22 protein-coding genes are annotated in these 22,419 nt (G+C 57.6%); 10 read left to right on the top strand and 12 right to left on the bottom strand.

Annotated elements, in window-relative coordinates; genetic code table 11:
- Both pmrA and pmrB read left to right on the top strand, forming a co-directional pair.
- Complete coding sequence (pmrA, locus tag D781_RS01830; RefSeq protein WP_015670603.1) at window positions 1-663, top strand: two-component system response regulator PmrA; 663 nt, start codon at window positions 1-3, stop codon at window positions 661-663.
- On the top strand, window positions 660-1,724 hold the full coding sequence (pmrB, locus tag D781_RS01825; protein ID WP_015670602.1) for a two-component system sensor histidine kinase PmrB: 1,065 nt from the start codon (window positions 660-662) through the stop codon (window positions 1,722-1,724). The genes pmrA and pmrB overlap by 4 nt, the downstream gene beginning before the upstream one ends.
- Window positions 1,725-1,773: 49 nt before the next feature.
- On the opposite strand, the gene cgtA is transcribed toward pmrB, so the two are convergent.
- The 4 genes from cgtA to rplU all read right to left on the bottom strand — a co-directional run bounded on the left by cgtA (window position 1,774) and on the right by rplU (window position 4,640).
- A complete protein-coding gene (gene cgtA / locus D781_RS01820) occupies window positions 1,774-2,946 on the bottom strand; it encodes an Obg family GTPase CgtA (RefSeq protein WP_015670601.1) in 1,173 nt (390 codons plus the stop codon).
- Window positions 2,947-2,962: 16 nt separating this feature from the next.
- Complete coding sequence (locus D781_RS01815; RefSeq protein WP_015670600.1) at window positions 2,963-3,934, bottom strand: DMT family transporter; 972 nt, start codon at window positions 3,932-3,934, stop codon at window positions 2,963-2,965.
- A gap of 119 nt (window positions 3,935-4,053) precedes the next feature.
- A complete protein-coding gene (gene rpmA / locus D781_RS01810) occupies window positions 4,054-4,311 on the bottom strand; it encodes a 50S ribosomal protein L27 (protein ID WP_004933559.1) in 258 nt (85 codons plus the stop codon).
- A 17-nt stretch (window positions 4,312-4,328) separates the two neighbouring features.
- A complete protein-coding gene (gene rplU / locus D781_RS01805) occupies window positions 4,329-4,640 on the bottom strand; it encodes a 50S ribosomal protein L21 (RefSeq protein WP_004933561.1) in 312 nt (103 codons plus the stop codon).
- Window positions 4,641-4,908: 268 nt separating this feature from the next.
- On the opposite strand from rplU, the gene ispB reads away from it, so the two are divergent.
- On the top strand, window positions 4,909-5,880 hold the full coding sequence (ispB, locus tag D781_RS01800) for an octaprenyl diphosphate synthase (protein WP_041411703.1): 972 nt from the start codon (window positions 4,909-4,911) through the stop codon (window positions 5,878-5,880).
- 40 nt (window positions 5,881-5,920) lie between these two features.
- Here the strand turns inward: ispB and D781_RS01795 are convergent, their stop codons facing one another.
- Both D781_RS01795 and D781_RS01790 read right to left on the bottom strand, forming a co-directional pair.
- On the bottom strand, window positions 5,921-6,277 hold the full coding sequence (locus D781_RS01795) for a DNA-binding protein (RefSeq protein WP_015670598.1): 357 nt from the start codon (window positions 6,275-6,277) through the stop codon (window positions 5,921-5,923).
- 243 nt (window positions 6,278-6,520) lie between these two features.
- Complete coding sequence (locus D781_RS01790) at window positions 6,521-6,877, bottom strand: DNA-binding protein (protein WP_015670597.1); 357 nt, start codon at window positions 6,875-6,877, stop codon at window positions 6,521-6,523.
- Window positions 6,878-7,053: 176 nt separating this feature from the next.
- Here D781_RS01790 and D781_RS22405 point away from each other — a divergent pair, with 176 nt between their 5' ends.
- Complete coding sequence (locus D781_RS22405) at window positions 7,054-7,314, top strand: helix-turn-helix transcriptional regulator (protein WP_015670596.1); 261 nt, start codon at window positions 7,054-7,056, stop codon at window positions 7,312-7,314.
- Between the two features lie 64 nt (window positions 7,315-7,378).
- Here D781_RS22405 and mdh read toward each other — a convergent pair whose 3' ends face one another.
- Window positions 7,379-8,317, bottom strand: a complete 939-nt coding sequence (mdh, locus tag D781_RS01785) for a malate dehydrogenase (protein WP_015670595.1) — start codon at window positions 8,315-8,317, stop codon at window positions 7,379-7,381.
- Between the two features lie 466 nt (window positions 8,318-8,783).
- Here mdh and argR point away from each other — a divergent pair, with 466 nt between their 5' ends.
- The 3 genes from argR to yhcN (D781_RS01770) all read left to right on the top strand — a co-directional run bounded on the left by argR (window position 8,784) and on the right by yhcN (D781_RS01770) (window position 10,314).
- Window positions 8,784-9,254 carry a transcriptional regulator ArgR gene (argR, locus tag D781_RS01780; protein WP_041411702.1) on the top strand — a complete coding sequence of 157 codons (471 nt, stop codon included), beginning with the start codon at window positions 8,784-8,786 and terminating at the stop codon, window positions 9,252-9,254.
- 405 nt (window positions 9,255-9,659) lie between these two features.
- Window positions 9,660-9,923: a peroxide/acid stress response protein YhcN gene (yhcN, locus tag D781_RS01775; RefSeq protein ID WP_015670593.1), complete on the top strand. Its 264-nt coding sequence runs from the start codon at window positions 9,660-9,662 to the stop codon at window positions 9,921-9,923.
- 127 nt (window positions 9,924-10,050) lie between these two features.
- Window positions 10,051-10,314 (top strand): peroxide/acid stress response protein YhcN, encoded by a 264-nt coding sequence (gene yhcN, locus D781_RS01770; RefSeq protein WP_015670592.1) that lies wholly within the window; start codon window positions 10,051-10,053, stop codon window positions 10,312-10,314.
- A gap of 200 nt (window positions 10,315-10,514) precedes the next feature.
- On the opposite strand, the gene mpl is transcribed toward yhcN (D781_RS01770), so the two are convergent.
- Entirely contained in the window at window positions 10,515-11,879 is a 1,365-nt protein-coding gene (mpl, locus tag D781_RS01765; protein WP_015670591.1) for a UDP-N-acetylmuramate:L-alanyl-gamma-D-glutamyl-meso-diaminopimelate ligase, read from the bottom strand.
- A 170-nt stretch (window positions 11,880-12,049) separates the two neighbouring features.
- On the opposite strand from mpl, the gene fbp reads away from it, so the two are divergent.
- Window positions 12,050-13,054: a class 1 fructose-bisphosphatase gene (fbp, locus tag D781_RS01760; protein ID WP_015670590.1), complete on the top strand. Its 1,005-nt coding sequence runs from the start codon at window positions 12,050-12,052 to the stop codon at window positions 13,052-13,054.
- Window positions 13,055-13,113: 59 nt separating this feature from the next.
- On the opposite strand, the gene D781_RS01755 is transcribed toward fbp, so the two are convergent.
- On the bottom strand, window positions 13,114-14,667 hold the full coding sequence (locus D781_RS01755; RefSeq protein ID WP_015670589.1) for a methyl-accepting chemotaxis protein: 1,554 nt from the start codon (window positions 14,665-14,667) through the stop codon (window positions 13,114-13,116).
- Between the two features lie 264 nt (window positions 14,668-14,931).
- On the opposite strand from D781_RS01755, the gene ppa reads away from it, so the two are divergent.
- Entirely contained in the window at window positions 14,932-15,462 is a 531-nt protein-coding gene (ppa, locus tag D781_RS01750) for an inorganic diphosphatase (RefSeq protein ID WP_015670588.1), read from the top strand.
- Between the two features lie 55 nt (window positions 15,463-15,517).
- On the opposite strand, the gene D781_RS01745 is transcribed toward ppa, so the two are convergent.
- Genes D781_RS01745 through D781_RS01735 form a run of 3 tightly spaced genes read right to left on the bottom strand, consistent with a single transcriptional unit; the run spans window position 15,518 to window position 21,422 of the window.
- Window positions 15,518-15,865, bottom strand: a complete 348-nt coding sequence (locus tag D781_RS01745; RefSeq protein ID WP_015670587.1) for a gamma-glutamylcyclotransferase — start codon at window positions 15,863-15,865, stop codon at window positions 15,518-15,520.
- A 2-nt stretch (window positions 15,866-15,867) separates the two neighbouring features.
- The gene (locus tag D781_RS01740) at window positions 15,868-19,689 is read right to left on the bottom strand and encodes a translocation/assembly module TamB domain-containing protein (protein WP_015670586.1); all 3,822 of its coding nucleotides are present in this window, start codon (window positions 19,687-19,689) and stop codon (window positions 15,868-15,870) included.
- On the bottom strand, window positions 19,686-21,422 hold the full coding sequence (locus D781_RS01735) for an autotransporter assembly complex family protein (protein ID WP_015670585.1): 1,737 nt from the start codon (window positions 21,420-21,422) through the stop codon (window positions 19,686-19,688). Before D781_RS01735 ends, D781_RS01740 begins: the two co-directional genes overlap by 4 nt.
- A 286-nt stretch (window positions 21,423-21,708) precedes the next feature.
- Between D781_RS01735 and msrA the strand changes: the two genes are divergently transcribed.
- Window positions 21,709-22,347 carry a peptide-methionine (S)-S-oxide reductase MsrA gene (gene msrA, locus D781_RS01730; RefSeq protein WP_015670584.1) on the top strand — a complete coding sequence of 213 codons (639 nt, stop codon included), beginning with the start codon at window positions 21,709-21,711 and terminating at the stop codon, window positions 22,345-22,347.
- Window positions 22,348-22,419 lie beyond the last annotated feature (72 nt).

Below are 22,419 nucleotides of genomic sequence, written 5' to 3'. Positions count from 1 at the left end.
GTGAAGCTATTGATTGTCGAAGACGATGAGCTGTTGCAACAGGGGCTGGCCATGGCGCTGGCCGCCGAGGGTTACGCCTGCGACTGCGCGCTGACGGCGGCGCAGGCCAACGCGCTGATCGACACCAGCCAGTACAGCATGGTTATTCTCGATCTCGGCCTGCCCGACGTCGACGGCAGCGCCCTGCTGCGGCAATGGCGGCGCCGGCAGATCGATTTGCCGGTATTGATTCTCACCGCCCGCGACGCACTGGAAGATCGCGTTGACGGGCTGGACGCCGGCGCCGATGATTACCTGGTTAAGCCCTTCGCGCTGGTTGAACTACAGGCCCGCGTCAGGGCGCTGATACGCCGCTACCAGGGGCACAGCGATAACCTACTGCAACAAGACGATCTGACGCTCAATCTCTCCAGCCAACAGGTTTACCTGCAACAGCAGCCCGTCGACGTTACGCCGAAGGAGTTCGCCATTTTATCGCGGCTGATCATGCGCGCCGGCCAGACGGTCAACCGCGAGCTGCTGCAGCAGGATTTATATGCCTGGAACGACGACCTCGGCTCCAATGCTCTCGAAGTACATGTCCATAATCTGCGCCGCAAGCTGGGCAAAGACCGCATCCGCACGGTGCGCGGCATCGGTTACCGCCTGGAGCCGCTGCCATGATCAGCATGCGTCGCCGCCTGCTGCTGATGCTGGCGCTGATTCTGCTGGTCACCCAGTTGATCAGCGCGCTGTGGCTATGGCATGAAAGCCGGGAACAGATCGGTTTTCTGGTAGATGAAACCCTGTCGGCCAAGGTGCGCACCGAAAAGGTCGATGGTGAAATCGCCGAGGCGATCGCCTCCCTGCTGGCGCCGTCGCTGATTATGATGATGGTCACGCTGATCGCTTCGTTCTGGGCCATCAGCTGGATCATCCGCCCGCTTAACCAGCTGCAAAACCGGCTGGAGAAACGTTCCGCCGATAATCTGTCGCCGCTGCCGGTCAGCAACGACAGCCGGGAAGTGGTGGCGGTCACTACCGCGCTCAACCAGCTGTTCTCGCGGCTCGATAACACCATTCAACAGGAGCGGCTGTTTACCGCCGACGCCGCCCACGAGCTGCGTACCCCGCTGGCCGGCATCCGGCTGCATCTGGAGCTGATGGAACAACAGGGCGTACGGGAAAGCACGCCGCTGATCGCCCGCATCGACCAGCTGATGCATACCGTCGAGCAGTTGCTGATGCTGTCACGCGCCGGGCAGAATTTTGCCGGCGGCCACTATCAACGTTTCGACTGGGTGGCGGACGTCATCACGCCGCTGCGCGAAGAGCTGGAAGAGCTGGCACAACGGCGCAATCAGCGGCTGGCGTGGCAACTGCCGGCAGAGGCCGTCACCCATGGCGATCCGGTGCTGCTGCGCCTGCTGCTGCGTAACCTGGTGGAGAACGCCCACCGCTACGGCCCGCCGGGCAGCGCTATCCTCATCCGCCTCGGTGCGCTAAACGGCGGCCATCAGCTGCAGGTCATCGATGAAGGGCCGGGCATTAAGCCGGAGATGGCCGGCGAGCTGACACAGGCCTTCAGAAGAATGGACCAGCGCTATGGCGGCAGCGGACTGGGGCTAAACATCGTCATCCGCATTATCCAGCTGCACCAGGGGCGCCTGGCGCTGGAAAATCGCCATGACGCCAGCGGCCTTAACGCTTGCTGCTGGCTACCCGTCAACCCGCTGCAGCCGTAAACCGCAGGCAAAAAAAAGCCCCGCGCTGCGGGGCCTTGTGATGGGATACTTATTTCTGGTAGATGATTTCGACGCCTTCGTCGTCATCTTCATCCCAGTCATCATCCCAGTCGTCGTCGGCTTCGGCTTCTACTTCCGCCAGCTGTTGGCGGTGGTAATCGTCCCACATAAACTCGACTTTTTCCGGTGCGCTCTCTTCGAGCGCCATCGTTTTCGGCTGGCTGTTGATAAAGTTCATCACGTCCCAGCACAGCTCTTTAACGCCAAGATGGCTGGCGGCAGAGATCATGTAGTACTTATCTTCCCAGCCCAGTGCGTCGACAATCGCCTTGGCGCGTTCAGCGGCTTCTTCTTCACCCAGCAGGTCAACTTTGTTGAACACCAGCCAGCGCGGCTTCTGCGCCAGATTTTCACTGTACTGATTCAGCTCGTTGATAATCACACGGGCGTTTTCTACCGGGTCGGTCTGGTCAATCGGATCGATATCCACCAGGTGCAGCAGCACGCGGCAACGCTCCAGGTGCTTCAGGAAGCGAATGCCCAGACCGGCGCCTTCAGACGCGCCTTCAATCAGCCCCGGAATATCCGCCACCACGAAGCTCTGCTCGCTGTCCATGCGCACCACGCCGAGGCTTGGCACCAACGTGGTGAACGGGTAGTCCGCCACTTTCGGCTTGGCGGCCGATACCGCGCGGATAAAGGTGGATTTGCCGGCGTTCGGCAGGCCGAGCATGCCGACGTCCGCCAGCAGCATCAGCTCCAGCAGGATATCACGCGCTTCACCCGGCGTACCGTTGGTCTTCTGGCGCGGAGCGCGGTTGACCGAGGACTTGAAACGGGTGTTGCCCAGGCCGTGCCAGCCGCCCTTCGCCACCATCAGTCGCTGCTGATGACGCGTCATATCGCCGAGGATCTCGCCGGTGCCCTGATCTTTCACTCGGGTGCCGACCGGCACTTTGATCACGATGTCTTTACCGCGTTTGCCGGTACAGTCACGGCTCTGGCCGTTCTGACCGCGCTCGGCGCGGAAGGACTTCTCAAAGCGATAGTCGATCAGCGTGTTCAGGTTTTCGTCCGCCAGCAGGTAGACATCGCCGCCGTCGCCGCCGTCGCCGCCGTCCGGGCCACCGTTGGGGATATATTTTTCGCGACGGAAGCTGACGCAACCATTACCACCGTCACCTGCAACGACTAATATCGCTGCTTCATCTACAAACTTCATTTTCCGTCTCCGTAAATCATTCACCGGGCTGCTTGATAGGAGCAACCAGGAGGTTTTCTGCCCGTCGCGGCCACCACCGGTGACCAATTGCGGAAAACATTGCGCCCGCAACCACCACAAACGCGCCCACGTAACCGACGACATTCAACGTCGGGGCGGCAAACATCTGCGGCCATGCCAACGCCAATAAATCTGAAAACAGCAGGGTAAACAGCGGCGTCAACGTCACTAACGCGCTCACCTGCGCCGCCTGCCAACGCGCCATCGCCTCTGCCAACGCGCCATAACCAATCAGCGTATTCGCACCGCAAAACAGCAGGCAGGCCAGTTGCCAGCCGCTCAGCTGAAAAATCATCCCCGGCTGCGCCAGGGGAAACAATGCAATTGCACATAAAGCGTACAACATTACCAGGATCTGCGGCGACGCCAGTCGGCGCAGCAGAACCTTTTGCGCCAGGCCGTAGGTGACCCACACCGTCGCGGCGCAGACGCCCAACAACACCCCCAGAGTGTAATCCGTCAGGCGGGTAAAAATCTCAACCAGGCTGACGTTGAAAAACAGCATCAGCCCGCAAATCAGCATCAGCGCGCCAATCACCTGGGTAATGCGCATCCGCTCTTTCAGGATCAGCACGCTGGCGAACATCATGCCCACCGGCGACAGCTGGCCAATCACCTGCGAGGCCGTCGGGCTGAGATACTGCAGCGAGGAGCTGAAAAACACAAAGTTCCCCAGCAGCCCGGCGGTGGCGATCGCCAGCAGCAGCAGCCAGCGCGGCTGGCGAAAAATTTTCACCGGCGGCAAACGGCCGCGCAGCGCCAGAATAATGCCAAGCCCAACCGCCGCAATGGTAAAGCGATACCAGACGATGGTAAACGGCGTCATCACCTGTAGAACTTCTTTCATGGCTATCGGCAGCGCGCCCCAGCAAACCGCCGTGGTTAACGCCAGAGAAATACCGACCCCGACCTGCTGTTTTGTTTCCATGCGTCATCTGCCTGCGCTGTCGTTCCCGAATAGCCAAGGTGTAAAATGGGTTGGCTATAAATGTAAAAAGCCCCGCAACGAATTGCAGGGCTTACATCTATTTATTAAGGCTCGAAAAATTATTCAGCTTCGATGCTGATGAATTTACGATTGCTCGGGCCTTTAACTTCGAATTTGACTTTACCGTCTTTCAAAGCAAACAGAGTGTGGTCTTTGCCGCAACCTACGTTGGTGCCCGCGTGGAACTTGGTGCCACGTTGACGAACGATGATGCTGCCTGCCAGTACTGCTTCGCCGCCAAAGCGTTTTACGCCCAGACGTTTAGCTTCTGAATCGCGACCGTTACGAGTCGAGCCGCCAGCCTTTTTGTGTGCCATTAATCCGCTCTCCTAACTTAAGCGCTGATGCCGGTGATTTTAACGTCAGTGAACCACTGACGGTGGCCCTGCTGCTTACGGTGGTGCTTACGACGACGAAACTTAACGATTTTAATTTTCTCGCCACGACCGTGTGCAACGACTTCAGCTTTGATCTTGCCGCCATCGACGAAAGGAACGCCGATTTTGATATCTTCGCCATTAGCGATCATCAGAATCTGGTCAAACTCAACCGCTTCACCAGTTGCGATGTCCAGCTTTTCCAAGCGAACGGTCTGACCTTCGCTTACTCGGTGTTGTTTACCACCACTTTGGAAAACCGCGTACATATAAAACTCCGCTTTCCGCGTGCTCGATGATTAGTACAGAGCGCGCTATAAATATTCACAATAGGGCGCGAATTCTACGCAAAAATACAGCGCATGACAAGAGCAGAATCTCGACTGAAGTAGAAAAAAGAAGAAAAAAAGCACAGTTTCTTTCGTGGCGTTTATCTACGCCGTTTTTCAAGTACAATCATAGGCACAGTTACCGCCATGTACCGATGTGAGCAGCGTTCTCATCGCGGTGAAGAGAAACACAGCTGAAAACAATACAATGAACCTAGATCAAATTATTGAATTAACCGCACAAGATATGGCGGCAGTGAATGCAACAATTCTCGAACAGTTGAATTCCGACGTCACGCTCATCAATCAGCTTGGCTATTACATTATCAGCGGTGGCGGTAAACGCATCCGGCCGATGATCGCCGTTCTGGCAGCCCGGGCGCTGCATTCAGAGGGCGACAAGCACATTACCATCGCCGCACTGATTGAGTTTATTCACACCGCGACCCTGCTGCATGACGATGTGGTCGATGAATCCGATATGCGCCGCGGCAAGGCGACCGCCAACGCCGCATTCGGCAATGCCGCCAGCGTGCTGGTCGGCGATTTCATTTATACCCGCGCCTTCCAGATGATGACCAGCCTGGAATCACTGCGCGTGCTGGCGCTGATGTCGGAAGCGGTCAACGTGATCGCCGAAGGCGAAGTACTACAGCTGATGAACGTCAACGATCCGGATATCAGCGAAGAGAGCTATATGCGGGTGATCTACAGCAAGACGGCGCGCCTGTTTGAAGCGGCCGCGCAATCTTCCGCCATTTTGTCTGGCGCCACGCCGGAGCAGGAACAGGCGCTGCAGGATTATGGCCGCTATCTCGGCACCGCGTTCCAACTGATTGACGATCTGTTGGATTACAGCGCCGACGGCAGCACGCTGGGTAAAAACACCGGCGATGACTTGAATGAAGGCAAACCCACGCTGCCGTTGCTGCACGCCATGCATAACGGCAACCCGGAGCAGGCGGCAATGATCCGCGGCGCCATTGAACAGGGCAACGGCCGCCATCTGCTGGAGCCGGTGCTGGCGGCGATGGAACAGTGCGGCTCGCTGGCCTATACTCGCCAGCGGGCGGAAGAAGAAGCCGACAAAGCCATCAGCGCGCTGGAGGCCCTGCCGCCGTCAGAATACCGCACTGCGCTGGAAGGGCTGGCGCACCTGGCGGTGCAGCGCGAGTTTTGAGAAATTATTTCCTAATAGTTTCCGGGCGCTTTACCGGTGCTTATTGCTGACGCCCCTCGGCGATAAGCACCAGCAGCCCGCCAATGCCCTCACGCAGCAGAAACGCCAGTACCTGCTCCCTTTCATCGTCGGACAGGTGATAAAAATAGGCGTTCCATACCGCCAGCGGATCCTGTCTCTCGGCGGTGTAACCTGCAGCATCGTCCTTCATCATCAAGGCATTGCGCACGCCCGGAGGCAGACTGTCGATATGATATTCCACCGCTTTGCCCTGCACGCCTTTCCGACGCTGACTGACCCATTTTTCCCGACGCGCCATTTGGTTAATTCCCTGTGGCGAGTAAGGTAGTCCCGCAATGCCCGTCAATTCCTTGGCAGAAAACCACTCACTTTTCATAGCCATCGTCCCTGAAGATTATGCGTCACCATTATTTTCGAAAATAACAATGGCGCTCTTTTTTCCGTATAACCGATTCACGTTGTGCGAACAATTAATACGGATGCGTTAGTTATACCACCAACGACACTTTGGCTAATCACGAAAGGAAGATCAACATGAATGCACCACACTGTAAGGATTGGCGCATCGGGCTGTGCAGCGCGAGTTTTAAGAAACTATTTCCTGATGTTCTCCAGGTGCTTATCGCTGATGCCCCTCGGCGATAAGCGCCAGCAGCCCGCCAATGCCCTCACGCAGTAGAAACGCCAGTATCCGCTCCCTTTCATCGTCCGACAGGTGATAAAAATAGGCGTTCCATACCGCCAGCGGATCCTGTCTTTCGGCGGTATAGCCTGCAGAGTCTTCTTTCATTATCAATGCATTGCGCACCATAGGGGGCAGGCTGTCGATATGATATTCCACCGCTTTGCCCTGCACGCCTTTCCGACGCTGACTGACCCATTTTTCCCGACGCGCCATTTGGTTAATTCCCTGTGGCGAGGAAGGTAGCCCCGCAATGCCCGTCAATTCCTTGGCAGAAAACCACTCACTTTTCATAGCCATCGTCTCTGAAGATTATGCGTCACCATTATTTTTAGAAAACAAAGATTGTTTTTGGAAAAATAATGGTATTCTTGTTTCTGTATAACCGATTACGTTGTACAAACGATTAATACGAACGCGTTAGTTATACCACTAACGTCACTTTGGCTAATCACAAAAGGAAGATCAACATGAATTCAAGGAGTGAAGATTGGCATCCTGCCGATGTCATCGCAGCATTACGTAAGAGGGGCACCACGCTGGCGGCGGTATCACGCCGCGCCGGACTCAGTTCATCAACTCTGGCTAACGCCCTGTCCCGCCCCTGGCCGAAAGGCGAGTGGCTGATCGCCGAGGCGCTGAACGTCCACCCTTCGGAGATCTGGCCAAGCCGTTATTTCGATCCCGAAACCCAGCGCCTGCTGGACCGCAAGAGTCGGATAAAATCCTGACGTCAGGGCATAAAAAAACCGCCGGGATAGCGCCGGCGGCCTTTGTATCACGCTACGGGGTCAATCAGTTATTGATAAACTTCTCGCCCAGTTCGATATCTTTATGCAGAACGTCCAGCATATCGTTCAACGCTTTTTGCTCAAACGCGCTCAGCGTGCCGATGTCTTTACGCTCTTCCACGCCGTTTTTGCCCAGCAGCAGCGGCTGTGCAAAGAAGCGCGCATATTTGCCGTCGCCTTCCACATAGGCACACTCGACAACGCCTTGCTCACCCTGCAGCGCACGCACCAGAGACAGACCGAAACGTGCAGCCGCTTGGCCCATGGACAGCGTCGCCGATCCGCCACCCGCTTTGGCTTCAACGACTTCGGTGCCCGCGTTCTGAATACGCTTGGTCAGATCGGCCACTTCCTGATCGGTAAAGCTCACGCCTGGGATCTGGGACAGCAGAGGCAGAATGGTCACGCCTGAGTGACCGCCGATAACCGGCACGTTCAGCTCTTCCGGCTTTTTGCCTTTCAGCTCGGCCACGAAGGTGTTGGAACGGATAATGTCCAGCGAGGTCACGCCGAACAGTTTGTTTTTATCGTACACGCCCGCTTTTTTCAGCACTTCCGCCGCGATGGCGACGGTGGTGTTCACCGGGTTGGTGATAATACCGATGCACGCTTTCGGACAGGTTGCCGCCACTTGTTCAATCAGGTTACGCACGATGCCGGCGTTAACGTTGAACAGGTCAGAACGGTCCATACCCGGCTTGCGCGCTACGCCGGCGGAAATCAGCACCACATCGGCGCCCTGCAGCGCAGGTTTGGCGTCTTCACCGCTAAAGCCCTTGATGCTAACAGCGGTTGGGATGTGGCTTAAGTCAACGGCAACGCCTGGCGTAACGGGGGCAATGTCGTAGAGGGAGAGTTCAGAACCTGCAGGTAGCTGGGTCTTGAGTAGAAGGGCAAGGGCCTGGCCAATACCGCCAGCTGCACCGAGAACTGCAACTTTCATCCTATACTCCTTGTATTATCTTAAATATAAAAGCGCCGTGAATTCAGGGTTACGGAACTTATGTTATCACGCCTTTAAAAACAATCACTTAACCGCATGATTGCAAACTGACGCAATAAAATAGCCGTGATCGCGGACATTTTAGATTAAATAACCTGTGCATGAAGGGCATAGCGCACAGTAATCGAAAATTGTGCGAGGTTATTCACGCGCAAGTTAACCGGCCGTTACATTACACCCTTACGCAACATCAGAACAACATCATTTTAATAACATTTTATTCACTCTTTTCCGCCGATGAATCCTGTGAGAAAGGGCATATTCATGACCCGCGTATTTTGCTAGAATAACGCCCTTTCCCTGCCGTTCCGGCCATTTTTTTGCTGGTCGGCCCCCGCTTTTATTGCATAAAAATTCATCTATATGCATAATAATGACCTCTATTGGCAACATTCCACGGTGCAAAATGCGTAATCCCGCAAAGCAGGAAGATCTGATCAAAGCGTTCAAGGCGTTATTGAAAGAAGAAAAATTCAGTTCGCAAGGCGAGATCGTTTTGGCGCTGCAAGAAGAAGGCTTCGAAAACATTAACCAATCCAAAGTATCGCGCATGCTGACCAAGTTCGGCGCGGTACGCACGCGCAATGCCAAAATGGAGATGGTGTATTGCCTTCCCGCCGAGCTGGGGGTACCGACCACCACCAGCCCGCTGAAGAACCTGGTGCTCGACGTCGACCACAATGATGCCGTGGTGGTGATCCACACCAGCCCTGGCGCTGCGCAGCTGATCGCCCGCCTGCTCGACTCGCTGGGCAAGTCGGAAGGCATCCTCGGCACCATCGCCGGTGATGACACCATCTTCGTTACGCCGGCCAGTGCCTTCACCGCCCGCCAGCTGTATGAAGCTATCCTGGCGCTGTTTGAACAGGAACTGTAATCATCACTTCCCGTCACGACGCGGTCCACGGCCGCGTCGTGAGCATGCTCCCCGCCTTCCTCACGCCTGTGCATAGTTTTCCATTGTCACGCTGATCGCGACGATCGCACCGACAACGTCATCATTCGCACTATTTCATCGCGGTGTTTTGCCGCAGATACCCAATTCCGCACTTTTCGACAAAGTTGCTCACCTGCTTGATATTACAGAAATTTAACACCAAAAGACCATTTTATAACCACTTTTTATTCCCGCCGGTTATAAGAAATGGTAAGCATAATGATAAAGTTTCATAGGGAACTGTTAGCAAACTATTAATTTTTCGGGTTACTAGCGGTATACTCATTTCCGTGACATGAATCACAGTTCACAGGAACTGATAAAAGAATTCTACGAGGTCAAATCATGAAAGTTAAAACTACTGTTGTGACTCTTGGCGTGCTGTCTATGCTTTCATTCGGTGCTTTTGCAGCACAATCCATTAACGCAGAACAGGCGGCAAATCTGCAGCCGGCGGGCACCATTACCGTCAGCGGCGTTGCTGCGGCGCCTTCTGATATCCGTCAGGCGCTGTCTGATAAAGCCGATGCCAAAGGCGCCACCGCTTTTCGCGTGATCGAAGCGCGTAACGAAGGCAACTTCCACGCCACGGCGGAAATTTACAAGTAAGCACTTAAATACGCTCCGGCAACGGACGATAAAATCTCTGGCAACATTGCACCTATAACGGTCTTCAAGAATAAAAAATAATCCGTCCTTCCAGGCCGTTACTGAGTAGCATCAAGGACTCACCATCATGAACATGAAATTTACGATCGCAGCGATGGCGCTGCTGTCAGCCGTCTCTTTTGGCGCCTCAGCCGCCACGCTGGTGAGCACTCAACAGGCCAGCACCCTGCAGTCTATCGGTACCGTTAGCGCCAGCGGCGTCGCCGGTTCACCGTCGGATATTCGCCAGGCGCTGTCCGATAAGGCTGACCAACAGGGCGCCAAAGCCTACCGCATCATTGAAGCCCGTGAGAACGGCAACTGGCACGCCACGGCTGAAATCTATAAATAACCATTCAGGGACGCGTTTACCGAGCTGATTATCCTCGTCAATGCCACTGCCGAGTTCTGACGTTAACGCGAATTCCCTGAAGAACCCCTCGTCGTCCTATCCGACGAAACCCCATTGCCCCCGCTTGCGGGGGCTTTTTTTATCGGCAAGAAAAAAGCCGCAGAGCGGCTTTTTATCATCAGCATGGCATACCGGCAGCGTTACTTCTCCCGCTGCGCCAGCGACGCCAGCAGCTTGTCGTGAATGCCGCCGAAACCGCCGTTGCTCATCACCAGAATGTGATCGCCCGGCTGTGCGGTTTTCACCACCATCTCCGCCAGCGTATCCACGTCGGCGCTCCAATGGGCCGGCTGGACACAGGCTTCCGCCACTTCCGCCACCTGCCACGGGTTATGGTCCGGCTGATACAGGAACACTTCATCGGCGCGGCCAAGGGCAGGCGCCAGATCGTTTTTGCTGATGCCCATCTTCATGGTGTTGGAACGCGGTTCCAACACCGCCAGAATGCGCGCGGTACCGCCGACCTTGCTGCGCAGCGCCGCCAGGGTGGCCAGAATCGCCGTCGGGTGGTGGGCAAAGTCGTCATAAACCGTCACGCCGTTGGCTTCGCCGCGCAGCTCCAGACGGCGACGGGCGTTGATAAAGTCGCCCAGCGCACGACAGGCATCGGCCGGCGCAACGCCGACATGGCGAGTCGCCGCAATCGCCATCAGGCCATTGTGCATATTGTGTTCCCCCACCAGCGTCCAGTTGACCTCGCCCACTTTCTCGCCGTTCAGCCAGACAGCATAATGGCTGGCGTCGGTGGTCAGCTTCTCGGCGCGCCAGGCGCCGTCCTCACCCACCAGTTCCTGCTCGCTCCAGCAGCCCATCGCCATCACCTGCTTCAGGTTGGCGTCGTTGTCCGGCAGAATGATTTTGCCCTGACCCGGCACGATGCGCACCAGATGGTGGAACTGCTTCTGAATGGCCTTCAGGTCGTCAAAGATATCCGCGTGGTCAAACTCCAGGTTGTTCATGATCAGCGTACGCGGGCTGTAGTGCACAAACTTGGAGCGCTTGTCGAAGAAGGCGCTATCATACTCATCGGCCTCAATCACAAAGAACGGGCTACCGCCCAGACGCGCGGAAACGTCAAAGTTGCCGGGCACGCCGCCGATCACAAAGCCGGGTTGATAGCCGCAGTCTTCCAGGATCCAGGCCGCCATACCGGCGGTGGTGGTTTTCCCGTGGGTACCGGCCACCGCCAGAACCCAACGATCGCGCAGCACATAATCGTGCAACCACTGCGGGCCGGACACATAGGGGATCCCCTGTTCCAGCACCGCCTCAACGCACGGGTTACCGCGCGTCATGGCATTGCCGATGATCACCAGATCCGGCGCCGGATCCAGCTGTGCCGGATCGTACCCCTGGATCAGCGCGATCCCCTGGTTTTCCAACAGCGTGCTCATCGGCGGATAGACGTTAGCGTCAGAACCCGTGACCTCATGTCCAAGCGAGCGAGCCAGTACCGCCAGCCCGCCCATAAAGGTGCCACAGATGCCAAGAATGTGAATGCGCATAGGTTTCTCATTGTTGAGTACGTCGAATGTGCGCTTATTCTAACGCTCAGAATCGTCCAGAAGAAATGGATTTGCCTATGAATAGCGCGACGCTTTGGGCTACACTGCTGGCGCAAACGTTGGCGGTTTGTTAAAAACTGCTATCCATCCGTAGATTCAGGGATTGTGTCATGAAAACGTTAGGCGAATTTATCGTCGAGAAACAACACGACTTCTCTCACGCCACCGGCGAATTGACCGCACTGCTGTCGGCCATCAAACTGGGCGCAAAAATCATCCACCGCGACATCAACAAAGCAGGTCTGGTGGATATCCTGGGCGCCAGCGGCGTTTCCAACGTACAGGGCGAAGTTCAGATGAAACTGGACCTGTACGCCAACGAAAAGCTGAAAGCGGCGCTGAAAGCGCGCGGTGAAGTGGCGGGCATCGCTTCTGAAGAAGAAGACGAAATCGTCATTTTTGACGGCGACCGTGCTGAAAACGGCAAGTATGTAGTGCTGATGGATCCGTTGGACGGCTCGTCCAACATTGATGTCAACGTCTCCGTCGGGACGATTTTCTCCATCTATCGCCGCATTACGCCAATCGGCACCCCGGTGACCGAGGAAGACTTCCTGCAGCCGGGCAGCGCCCAGGTCGCAGCCGGCTACGTGGTTTACGGCTCCTCCACCATGCTGGTGTACACCACCGGTTATGGCGTCCATGCCTTTACCTACGATCCTTCTCTGGGCGTGTTCTGCCTCTCCCACGAGAAAGTGCGCTTCCCGGAATCCGGCAATATGTATTCCATCAACGAAGGCAACTACATCAAGTTCCCTCTCGGCGTGAAGAAATACATCAAGTACTGCCAGGAGCAGGACGAAGCGACGCAGCGTCCTTACACCTCACGCTATATCGGTTCTCTGGTTGCCGACTTCCACCGCAACCTGCTGAAAGGTGGCATTTATATCTACCCAAGCACCGCCAGCCACCCGCAGGGCAAGCTGCGTCTGCTGTATGAATGCAACCCGATGGCGTTTCTGGCCGAACAGGCCGGCGGTAAAGCCAGCGACGGTAAAAACCGTATTCTGGACATTACGCCGCAGAAACTGCACCAGCGCGCGCCGTTCTTCGTCGGCACCAAATCGATGGTAGAAGACGCCGAACGCTTTATCGCCGACTATCCGGACGAGTAACGCCTTCGACGCCGGGGCCGCTCAGGCCCCACGGCGCAGCACGCTGCGCCGTTATTGCGTTATAGCTTGAACGCCGCCATGCTCTGCGCCAATGACTGGGCCTGTTCTTCCAGCGAGCGCGTTGCGGCGGCGGACTCTTCCACCAGCGCCGCATTCTGCTGCGCCACCTGATCCATCTGCGCCACCGCCAGATTCACCTGCTCGATGCCGCTGCTTTGCTCGCGGGTCGCCGCCGAGATTTCGCGCATCAACGCCGTAACGCGTCCGACTTCATCGGCAATGCCGTTCATGGTTTGCGCCGCCGACTCTGCCATCTGCTCGCCTTCCTGCACGCGCTCCTGTGACGCTTCAATCAGCCCCTTAATCTCCTTGGCCGACTGCGCGCTGCGCTGCGCCAGACTGCGCACCTCGCCGGCGACCACGGCAAAGCCGCGCCCCTGCTCGCCGGCTCGCGCCGCCTCAACCGCCGCATTCAGCGCCAGAATGTTGGTCTGAAACGAGATGCCGTCCATCACGCTGATAATATCGGCAATGCGGCGGGAGCTGTCGGTAATCGCCAGCATTTTGTCTTTGACCTGGCTGACCACATCACTGCCGCGGTCGGCAACGTCGGACACGCTGAGCGCCAGCTGGTTGGCCTGCTCGGCATTTTCCGCATTCATTTTTACCGTTGAGGTCAGTTGCTCCATGCTGGCCGCGGTCTCTTCCAGCGAGGCCGCCGACTCTTCAGTACGCTGCGCCAGGTGGACATTGCCGGCCGCCAGCTCGCGGGAGCCAACGTCAATCTGGCTGCTGGCATCGCGCACCTTGCTGACCGACATCACCAACGACTGCTGCATGCGCTGCATCGCCCGAATCAGGCGGCCCATCTCGGTATCGCCTTCACCGCGGATTTTACGGGTCAGATCGCCGTTGGCGATATGCTCCAGCTCGGCGATCGACGCATCCAGCGGGCGCAGAATAATCAGCCGCAGCGCAAACCAGGCCAATACCGCCAGCAGCACGCTGAGTATCCCGGCCGCCACGATTAACGCAATCTTGGTACTGGCGTTGCCTTCCGCCTCGCGCACCTGCTGCTGCCCGGTTTCCATGGCAAAGCGGCGGAATTCGCTCAGATCGTTTTCAAATGCAATGCTCAGCTTAGAGATGCGCGTTTCCTGAATACGGTAGTATTCATCGATCTGGCCGGCCTTGATGGCATCTGCCATCGGACGCACCCCCTGTTCCTGGTAAGCACGGTAGCTGGCCTGCAGATGTTCAGACAGCTCTCTGCCGCGCTCGGTGACCGTCCCTACGCCGACAAACGTCGCCATTTCACGCTGCGACTGCGCCAGATAGCCGTAAATACGCCCGACGGTGGCGTCGGCCACCGCAATCTGGCCCACTTCGCGCTGGCGCACCGCCAGAGACGCGGCGGTGCGCGCCCGCAGCGTCAGATTGGAACTGTTCGCCAACGAACCCAGCTCCTCACCCAGAATTTGATTCAGGGTATGCAGCGAACGCGAGCCCTGGTTAATGGCATTGACACCGATAACGCTGACCATAATCAGCAATACCGTCAGCAGGCTGAGCAGGGCCAGCAGCCCAGCCTTCACCGTAATTTTATTTAGCATGGATTTTTCCTGGCTATCGACAATAGGTGGTTACAGAAGATGTAGGGTGGTAAAACGCAGGTCGTCGCCGCGGCGCGCCATTATTGTTGTCATTGTCAGGTTATCGGCAGCAGCGGCAAAAACTTGATGCAGGCAGCGGATTAATCCGGAAGTCGCAGGCCAGGAACGTCGCGGAGGCGTTGACGATGAAAAGGACAGGAAATCGTAAAAGAGTCCGTTATAATACCCGGCACTCCATTTCTGGTTTGAAAAAAGGAAACCGACATGAGCTTGAATCAGGTACCTGCGGGTAAAGACCTGCCAGAAGACATCTACGTAGTGATCGAAATCCCGGCCAACGCTGACCCGATCAAATATGAAGTTGACAAAGAAACCGGGGCGCTGTTCGTTGACCGTTTCATGTCCACCGCGATGTTCTACCCGTGCAACTACGGTTACATCAACAACACCCTGTCTCTGGACGGTGACCCGGTTGACGTGCTGGTGCCAACCCCGTACCCGCTGCAGCCAGGCTCAGTGATCCGCTGCCGTCCGGTTGGCGTACTGAAAATGACCGACGAAGCCGGTGAAGATGCCAAACTGCTGGCCGTACCGCACAGCAAGCTGAGCAAAGAGTACGATCACATCAACGATGTGAACGACCTGCCAGAACTGCTGAAAGCGCAGATCGCTCACTTCTTCGAACACTACAAAGATCTGGAAAAAGGCAAGTGGGTGAAAGTTGAAGGCTGGGACGATGCCGCTGCCGCTAAAGCAGAGATCGTAGCTTCCTTCGAGCGCGCCGCTAAAAAATAATTTTTACGCCGCAGCCGATGAAAAAAAAACACCGCTCAATGAGCGGTGTTTTTTATTATGCTTCGTCGTGACGTGTCAGCCAGTCCCCGCTTTCAATCAGCGGGAAACCTTCTACGCTGTGTCGGTACAGGTAGATCCACGCACTCCCATAAGGCGTCTGGATCAGTTCGCGCTTATAGTCCTTAGTGTTGCTTTTAAGCTCGTCGAGCTCAGCCAAAATCGATGCATTAATACGATACACCTCGCAATGTATCGTACCTTCACCGGGGATCGCTGCCGGGTAATGGCCCAGATTATAAATCTGATAGCCTTCGAGCTCATGCTCGCCTAACCATTGGGCGTTGGTCATCCAATGGCTGTTTCCCTGTTTGCGTCGTAAACTGCCGTAGACAATTATTCGCATTGCTAAAACTCAAACTGATAGAGCAAATCTAGCGCCTGATCGAGACCAGACACCGCTTCAAGATACAATTTAGGCATCAGGCGGTAACGCAACGTCAACGTAGCCAGCGAGTCGAAAATACCCACCCCATATTTTACTTGTAAGCCAGGGAGGACATAGCCACTCACGACAACCTGTGAGCTGTCGCCAACGCCGGCAGTATCAAGTGCCAGGTTACTGACGCCGAATGCTTCGCCGATTTTACCCACAAGTTGACCACTTTGTGCAACCCCCATGCCGATTAACATTGACGTCATCGCGTTGCCGTCGGCGCCGGAGTTGCTCAGGCCCTGCCCGCGCAGCAGGTAAGACAGCGCTTCCTGCTGCGATTTGGCCGGGTCGGAGAACACTTCCAGCTTCGGCGCATCCGCCAGCCCGGTGACGCGCACCCCGGCGGTGACATCATCCTCAGTGGCCTCCGGGTTACGAATCGCCTCCATGTTCAAGTATGGCTGATCCGGCGGGCCGGAGAACAATAATTGTCCCTTGCGCACGATCAAGTCCTGACCATAGGCGTGGAAACGGCCGGCCGGAATATCAATCTGGCCATTCAGCCCCAGACCGCGTTTATCCTGCACCACTTTCAGGTCGCCCTTCAGCCGCGCCTTCAGGCCGAAGGCGTCCAGCCGCACGTCGTCGCCGACGTGAATCATCAGGTTGCTGTTAATCGCCACCGCGGTGCTCTTCGGCTGGATCGGTTTTAGCTGTTTATCCAGCATCACTTCATCCGAAGAGACCCCGATCGCGCTTTCCGGCAGCTCCTGCACGGTGATGCGCGCCCACGGAATATCCACATTGCCGTTGAGCGAGAACAGCTGCGGCGTGGCTTCAAACACCAGATCCGGCGATACGTCGATGCGCACCATCGGCGGCACCGTTACCCGCAGCTTGTCGCCTTTCGCGGCGATGCGCGCCCGCCAGGCGTTGATATCCCGCCAGTCGGCGTCGCCGGTCAGGTTCAGCTGGCCGCGCGTGGTGGTGATCAGGCCATCCAGCGTCGAGTTCATGCCGTTGAAGTCGATCGCCAGCCGGCCGTCGGTCATATCAAACGGCATCCAGCTGCCGTCAATATCTACCTTATCCAGCGCCAGACGGCCATATACCAGCGGTTTTTGCGCGTTGCCGCCCAGCCGCAGATTGGCGTTCAGCATGCCGGCGGCCTTTTCCCCCTGCATCAGCGCCGGGTTAATCATCGCCAGCGAGATGTTGGCAATGTTGACGTTGCCGGCGATATTGCGCTGTTTCTGCGGGTCGGTCACCTGGATATTGCCGTCCAGCTGGCCGTTGTTGTGCAGCTTGATCAGCCAGTCGGCCTGCGCGCGGCCGTTATTGACGCCCGCGTTGAGATTCAGCGTGTCAAAGGCGATCGGCAGCGCGTTGCCCTGAACCTGCTGCACCACTTTCACCCCGTTGCCCACCAGCGACACCTTCGCCTGCGGCAGCGCGGCGCCCTCTTTCCAGCTCACGTCGGCGCGGCCGGTGAATACGCCGTTCAGCGCAGTCTCCGGGCCGAGGAACGGCTTGATCATTTTCAGATCAAAGCGGTTCAGCACCACGCTGGCCTGGCCGCTGGCGGCGCTGGCCTCGATGGTTTTCGGCACGCAGACCTCGGCGTCCGGGTTCTGCCAGCAGTGCGGTCCGACGCTGATTTTCTGTTGGGTATTCAGGTAATCCAGCGCAATAGCGCGCGTCAGGCGCCATTCACCCACCGGCGTATCAAAGCGGGTGTTATTCAGGTTGCCGCGCCAGCGCTGCTGCTGACGGTCGAAACTGCCCGCCAGCGCCAGCTGGCCGGACACCGGCTTGCCGTCCACTTTCAGCTGCAGCGTGTGCTGTTTTTCCGTGCCTTTGCCGTCAAGCTGCAGCAGGTTCACTTCCAGCGCGTCCTGCTTCAGCTGTTCGACCCGCACCGCCAGCTGGCCCTGAATCTGATCGGTAGAGCGTACGTCGCCGTCCACTTTCACCCGTTTGATATGCAGCGCCTGCCATTGCAGACCGGATGCCGTCAGGTCCGCCAGCAGCTGCGGCGCCTGCAGGTTACCGCGCAGCTTCAGCAGGCCCTTCGCCGTGCCGCCCAGGCCCGGCAGCGCGCCGTCCAGCTGCGGCGCATCAATATTGGCGTCCAGATTCCAGCTTTTTTCGTCCAGCTGCCCTTTCACGTTCAGGTTATTGCGCCCCAGCGCCAAATCAACGCCGGGGATCTTCCACTGGCCGGCAGCGTTGCCGCTCAGCGAGCCGTGCGCCGACACCTTGTTCTGTTTCACGTTGCCGTCCAGCTGCAGCGTCGGCACCTGCAATTGCCAACTGCCACCGTACAGACTGCCGCGGGTGGTGATTTTGCCGTCCAGCTTCGCCGGCCATTCCGGCCACTGTTTGGCGGTGTTGATGCCGCTGAGCGTCAGCTGTGACGTCCAACTGATGGCCTTGCTCCAGTCCACCAGCGCGGTCAGGTCGGTATTGCCCTGCAGCGCCGCCAGACGCAGGCGGTTGAGGCGGAACTGCTCGACGTTGCCTTTGCCGTCCAGCGTCAGCAGCGCCGGCGGCAGATCCTGCCCTTTAATATCGGCGCGCGTCGACAGCGTATAGTCGGTGGCTTTGCCGTTAAAGCGCAGGCGTAAATCGTTTACCTGGTATTGAGACGCGCCGGTAAGCGGCCACTTCAGCCGTTTACTCTGCAGCGTCAGCGACAGCGGTAAGCCGGCCTCCGCCAGCTGGGTCTGCAGATCGAGCTGCGCCCCCACCGGCCCGGACAGGTTCAGCGCCACGTTCAGCGCTTCGCGCAGGCCGCCTCCAATATTCAGCTTCACCTTTTCGCCTTTCAGCGGATCGATATTCAGCGTGCTGTTGGCCACCATCTGTACCGGCCAGTTATCTTTCAGCGTGGCCTGGCCGTGTGCGAACAGCGTGCCCTGCGGCGACCTGACGTCGAAATTGTCCAGCTGGATATGTTGGTCCCGGGTGCTGGCCTTCAACAGCAGGCTGGTGATCAGCACATCGGTATCGCCGGTCAGACGCAGCTGCTCGCCGCGAATCTCTTTTACCGTGATATCCAGCGGCAGGCGGACTTCCGGCAGATCCGGCAGCAGCGGCTTGGCAAACAGCTCTTTCAGCGTTTCGCCCAGCGGTTTCTCTTCCGGCTGCGGCGCCGGCTTCGGCGCGTCGCTCACCTTCTCGCCAACCTTCTTCGCCATATCGGCCGCCGGCTGTACCTCTTCCGGCAGCGGACTGGCCGGCGTTTTCGGCAGGGCAATCAGCAGCGCAGCAATTTTGGTCGGCTGCAGCTGCAGCGCGCGCTCCCGCCATTCGGCGCCGGTGCTGAACTCCCCGAGTGAAATCGCGGTATCGTCAACGTTGACCTTGACGTTATTCAGCGCCAGTTTGCGCAGGATAATCGGATAAGGGGTGCTGAGCTCGGTGGTCGGCTCACTGCTCTCCGCCGCCGGTTCGGACGGCGCCATCTCGCTGGTTTTCACCACCACGTCGACATCGTCGGCGGTCAGGGCGTTCACGCACAGCGAGCTGCGCTTAAAGCACGACAGATCGAGCGCCAGATGGAACTGGCCGGCATTCACCGTCACGCCCGGCATCTGGTACTTCACGCCTTTCAGCGTCAGATCGCGCCAACCGCCGCTGACGCTGGCGATATCCAGCCCCGGCACCCAGCGCGCCGCACCGTTGAGCACCATATGCAAACCGCTGGTGGTGCCCAGCAGGTAGGCGACGCCCCCCACCAGCAGCAGCAGAACGATCAGCAACCCAAGACAAATCTTTTTCACCAGGCTCATAATTCAGGCCCCAAACCGATATAGAACTGCATCCCGTGGGTTTCCTTATCCCCGACCGGGGCGGCAATATCCAGTTTCACCGGCCCGACCGGTGACTGCCAGCGCACGCCAACGCCCGCGCCGGTTTTGAAATTGCTCTGTTTGATGTCATTCACCGCTTCGCCGGAGTCGATGAACACCGCGCCCCACCATTTGCCGGTCACGTTGTATTGATACTCCAGTGAACCGGTCAGCATTTTGGAGGCGCCGGTCAGTTTGCCGTCTTCGTCACGCGGTGAGATGTCTTTGTATTTATAGCCGCGGATGCTGCGGTCGCCGCCGGCAAAGAAGCGCAGGTCCGGCGGCACTTTATCGAAGTCGTTGGTTTCAATCCAACCCACCTGACCGCGCGCCACAAAGCGGTGTTTATCCGCCAGCGTGCGGATCCAGACGTTCTGCGCCTGCAGCAGCGCAAAATCAACGCCGGACCCCCAGGTGGTATCGGAAACGTCGATGGAATAGCGCTGACTGTCGCCCCAGGTCGGCATCAGTCCGCCGCGCGAGCGGGTGCGGCTGAGGCTGGCGCCCGGGTACAGCAGCACGGTGGTGTTGGTGACATTACCTTGGGTAAAGTGGTCAAAACGGCCGGTCATATTGATGGCGTACTGCCAGCCGCTGGATTTATCCCAGTTGCGCGACACCACCACCTTGGTGCTGTCCGACTTGGTATCGTTCAGATCGCTGCGCTTATAGCCGCCCTGCATCAGGTAATACTCTTCCAGCGGGCTCTTCTGCAGCGGGATCTTATACGTCAGATCCAGCTGCTGCTCCGGTGCCGAAATATAGGCGCTGGTTTCCAGACTGTGGCCGCGGTCGTTCAGCCAGGGCTTCTTCCAGGTACCTTTGATTCGCGGCCCGACGTCGGTGGAGTAGCCGACGCCGGTTTCCAGCGTATTGCGACTACGCGGCGTGACCAGCGCATCCAGCGGCAGGATTTTGCTCTCTTTGGCATCTTCGAAGTCAGGGGACACCACCACCGAGTTAAACCAGTTGGTGGCGGACAAACGGCGGTTCAACTCGGCCAAATCCTGCGAGCTGTAATATTCCCCTTGGTGGAAGGGGATCAGGTTTTGCAGGTAGTCTTCGCGAATCTGCGAACCCTCGAATTTCACTTTGCCGAAGCGGTAGCGCTCGCCGCTGTTGAAGTCGAGGTCCCAGTACGCCTTACGCAGCTCTTCCGACACGCCGAGCTGGCTCTTGGTCATCTCGGCGTCGAAGTAGCCCTTGCGCAGCGCCAGGCCGCTCAGGGAGCTTTTAAAGCTTTCATAGGTGCCGTGATTCAGGATATCGCCGATGGTCGGCCGCCCCTTCTTCACCAGCGCCAGATAGTCTTCATCGGTTTTAGCGCCGCCTTCCAACGTAATATTGGCGCCGGCAATGCGCACCGGCTCGCCCGGTTTCACCTTGGCATGCAGCACCGGACGCGACAGTTTGGGATTGTCGTCGAGGGTAAACTCAATGGTCGGGTCATAATAGCCCAGCGCACGCAGCCCCTGGCGCACCGCCTGATCTACGCGTGCGCGGAACCGACCGTCGGCGCTCACCTCTTCGGGGGTGATGGCAGACAGACGAACCCGCACGTTTTTTTCCAACTCTCCGCTCAGCCCTTCGACCTGCAGCCGCAAATTGGCCGACAGCGCCGCAGGCGCGACAAATAGCGCGCATAAAACGCAAAGGACACGGTAACGTGGCACACGTTCTCCTTAATTTATTGTACTTTCCTGTAAAAACCGTCGTTCAGATCGCCTGACCACGCCGCCACGCTAGCAAAATGGCAACTCTCCCCTGGCCGACTCCCACCGACCTGCGCACAAAATGGCATAAACAGGACGTATTCTTGGCTTTTTGCGCTCAAAAGACTGCGTTAAGCTTACACATAAACGCAACATCGGCCTTATTGTGGGCAAATAAGCGACGAGTTACAACTCGCGCAATGTCGTCTAGGGCCAATTCTTATTAAGACAACAGGAGTCAATCGCGGTGCAAAATACAGATAAATCTTGCCTGGTCGACCAGGCCAACGCGCTGCCGGGACGCGCCACGCCGGTGCCGGTCGCCGCACTTAACGTCGTCACCCAGCACTCCATGACAGAAGTGCCGGCCGGCATGGAGGTGGCGATCTTCGCCATGGGTTGCTTCTGGGGCGTCGAACGCCTGTTCTGGCAACAGCCGGGGGTTTACAGCACCGCCGCCGGCTACACCGGCGGTTACACACCGAATCCGGCCTACCATGAAGTGTGCACCGGCCAGACCGGTCATGCCGAAGCGGTGCGCGTGGTCTTCGATCCGAAGGTCATCAGCTATCCGCAGCTGCTGCAGGTATTTTGGGAAAACCACGATCCGGCGCAGGGCATGCGTCAGGGCGGCGATATCGGTACGCAGTACCGCTCCGCGATCTATTACCTGACGCCGGAGCAGCAGGCCGACGCCGAACGCAGCCTGGCCAGCTTCCAGCAGGCGATGGACGCGGCGGGAGACCAGCGCGTCATCACCACCGAAATCGCCCCGGCCACGCCGTTCTACTACGCCGAAGACGACCACCAGCAATATCTGGAAAAGAATCCGGGCGGCTACTGCGGGCTGGGCGGCATTGGCGTTTGTCTGCCGCCGCAGGGCTAACGCGTTAATTTTTAACCACTGGCGGGCCTTATCGGGCTGCTGCTATACTATCCAGGCCGCAGAAACGCGGCC

It is taken from the genome of Serratia sp. FGI94 (assembly GCF_000330865.1).
Lineage (GTDB): Bacteria > Pseudomonadota > Gammaproteobacteria > Enterobacterales > Enterobacteriaceae > Serratia_B > Serratia_B rubidaea.
The sequence above is the reverse complement of the archived record's forward strand: the minus strand, read 5'-3'. Positions and strand labels throughout refer to the sequence as shown.

Bases quoted from the DNA above. Each gene is read 5' to 3' on its own strand.
- argR (WP_041411702.1), top strand. From the start codon at position 8,784: ATGCGTAATCCCGCAAAGCAGGAAGATCTGATCAAAGCGTTCAAGGCG.
- D781_RS01745 (WP_015670587.1), bottom strand. From the start codon at position 15,865: ATGCGAATAATTGTCTACGGCAGTTTACGACGCAAACAGGGAAACAGC.
- yhcN (WP_015670593.1), top strand. From the start codon at position 9,660: ATGAAAGTTAAAACTACTGTTGTGACTCTTGGCGTGCTGTCTATGCTT.
- D781_RS01815 (WP_015670600.1), bottom strand. From the start codon at position 3,934: ATGGAAACAAAACAGCAGGTCGGGGTCGGTATTTCTCTGGCGTTAACC.
- pmrB (WP_015670602.1), top strand. From the start codon at position 660: ATGATCAGCATGCGTCGCCGCCTGCTGCTGATGCTGGCGCTGATTCTG.
- mdh (WP_015670595.1), bottom strand. From the start codon at position 8,317: ATGAAAGTTGCAGTTCTCGGTGCAGCTGGCGGTATTGGCCAGGCCCTT.
- ispB (WP_041411703.1), top strand. From the start codon at position 4,909: ATGAACCTAGATCAAATTATTGAATTAACCGCACAAGATATGGCGGCA.
- mpl (WP_015670591.1), bottom strand. From the start codon at position 11,879: ATGCGCATTCACATTCTTGGCATCTGTGGCACCTTTATGGGCGGGCTG.
- ppa (WP_015670588.1), top strand. From the start codon at position 14,932: ATGAGCTTGAATCAGGTACCTGCGGGTAAAGACCTGCCAGAAGACATC.
- D781_RS01755 (WP_015670589.1), bottom strand. From the start codon at position 14,667: ATGCTAAATAAAATTACGGTGAAGGCTGGGCTGCTGGCCCTGCTCAGC.
- D781_RS01740 (WP_015670586.1), bottom strand. From the start codon at position 19,689: ATGAGCCTGGTGAAAAAGATTTGTCTTGGGTTGCTGATCGTTCTGCTG.
- D781_RS01790 (WP_015670597.1), bottom strand. From the start codon at position 6,877: ATGAAAAGTGAGTGGTTTTCTGCCAAGGAATTGACGGGCATTGCGGGG.
- D781_RS01795 (WP_015670598.1), bottom strand. From the start codon at position 6,277: ATGAAAAGTGAGTGGTTTTCTGCCAAGGAATTGACGGGCATTGCGGGA.
- fbp (WP_015670590.1), top strand. From the start codon at position 12,050: ATGAAAACGTTAGGCGAATTTATCGTCGAGAAACAACACGACTTCTCT.
- rplU (WP_004933561.1), bottom strand. From the start codon at position 4,640: ATGTACGCGGTTTTCCAAAGTGGTGGTAAACAACACCGAGTAAGCGAA.
- D781_RS22405 (WP_015670596.1), top strand. From the start codon at position 7,054: ATGAATTCAAGGAGTGAAGATTGGCATCCTGCCGATGTCATCGCAGCA.
- cgtA (WP_015670601.1), bottom strand. From the start codon at position 2,946: ATGAAGTTTGTAGATGAAGCAGCGATATTAGTCGTTGCAGGTGACGGT.
- rpmA (WP_004933559.1), bottom strand. From the start codon at position 4,311: ATGGCACACAAAAAGGCTGGCGGCTCGACTCGTAACGGTCGCGATTCA.
- yhcN (WP_015670592.1), top strand. From the start codon at position 10,051: ATGAACATGAAATTTACGATCGCAGCGATGGCGCTGCTGTCAGCCGTC.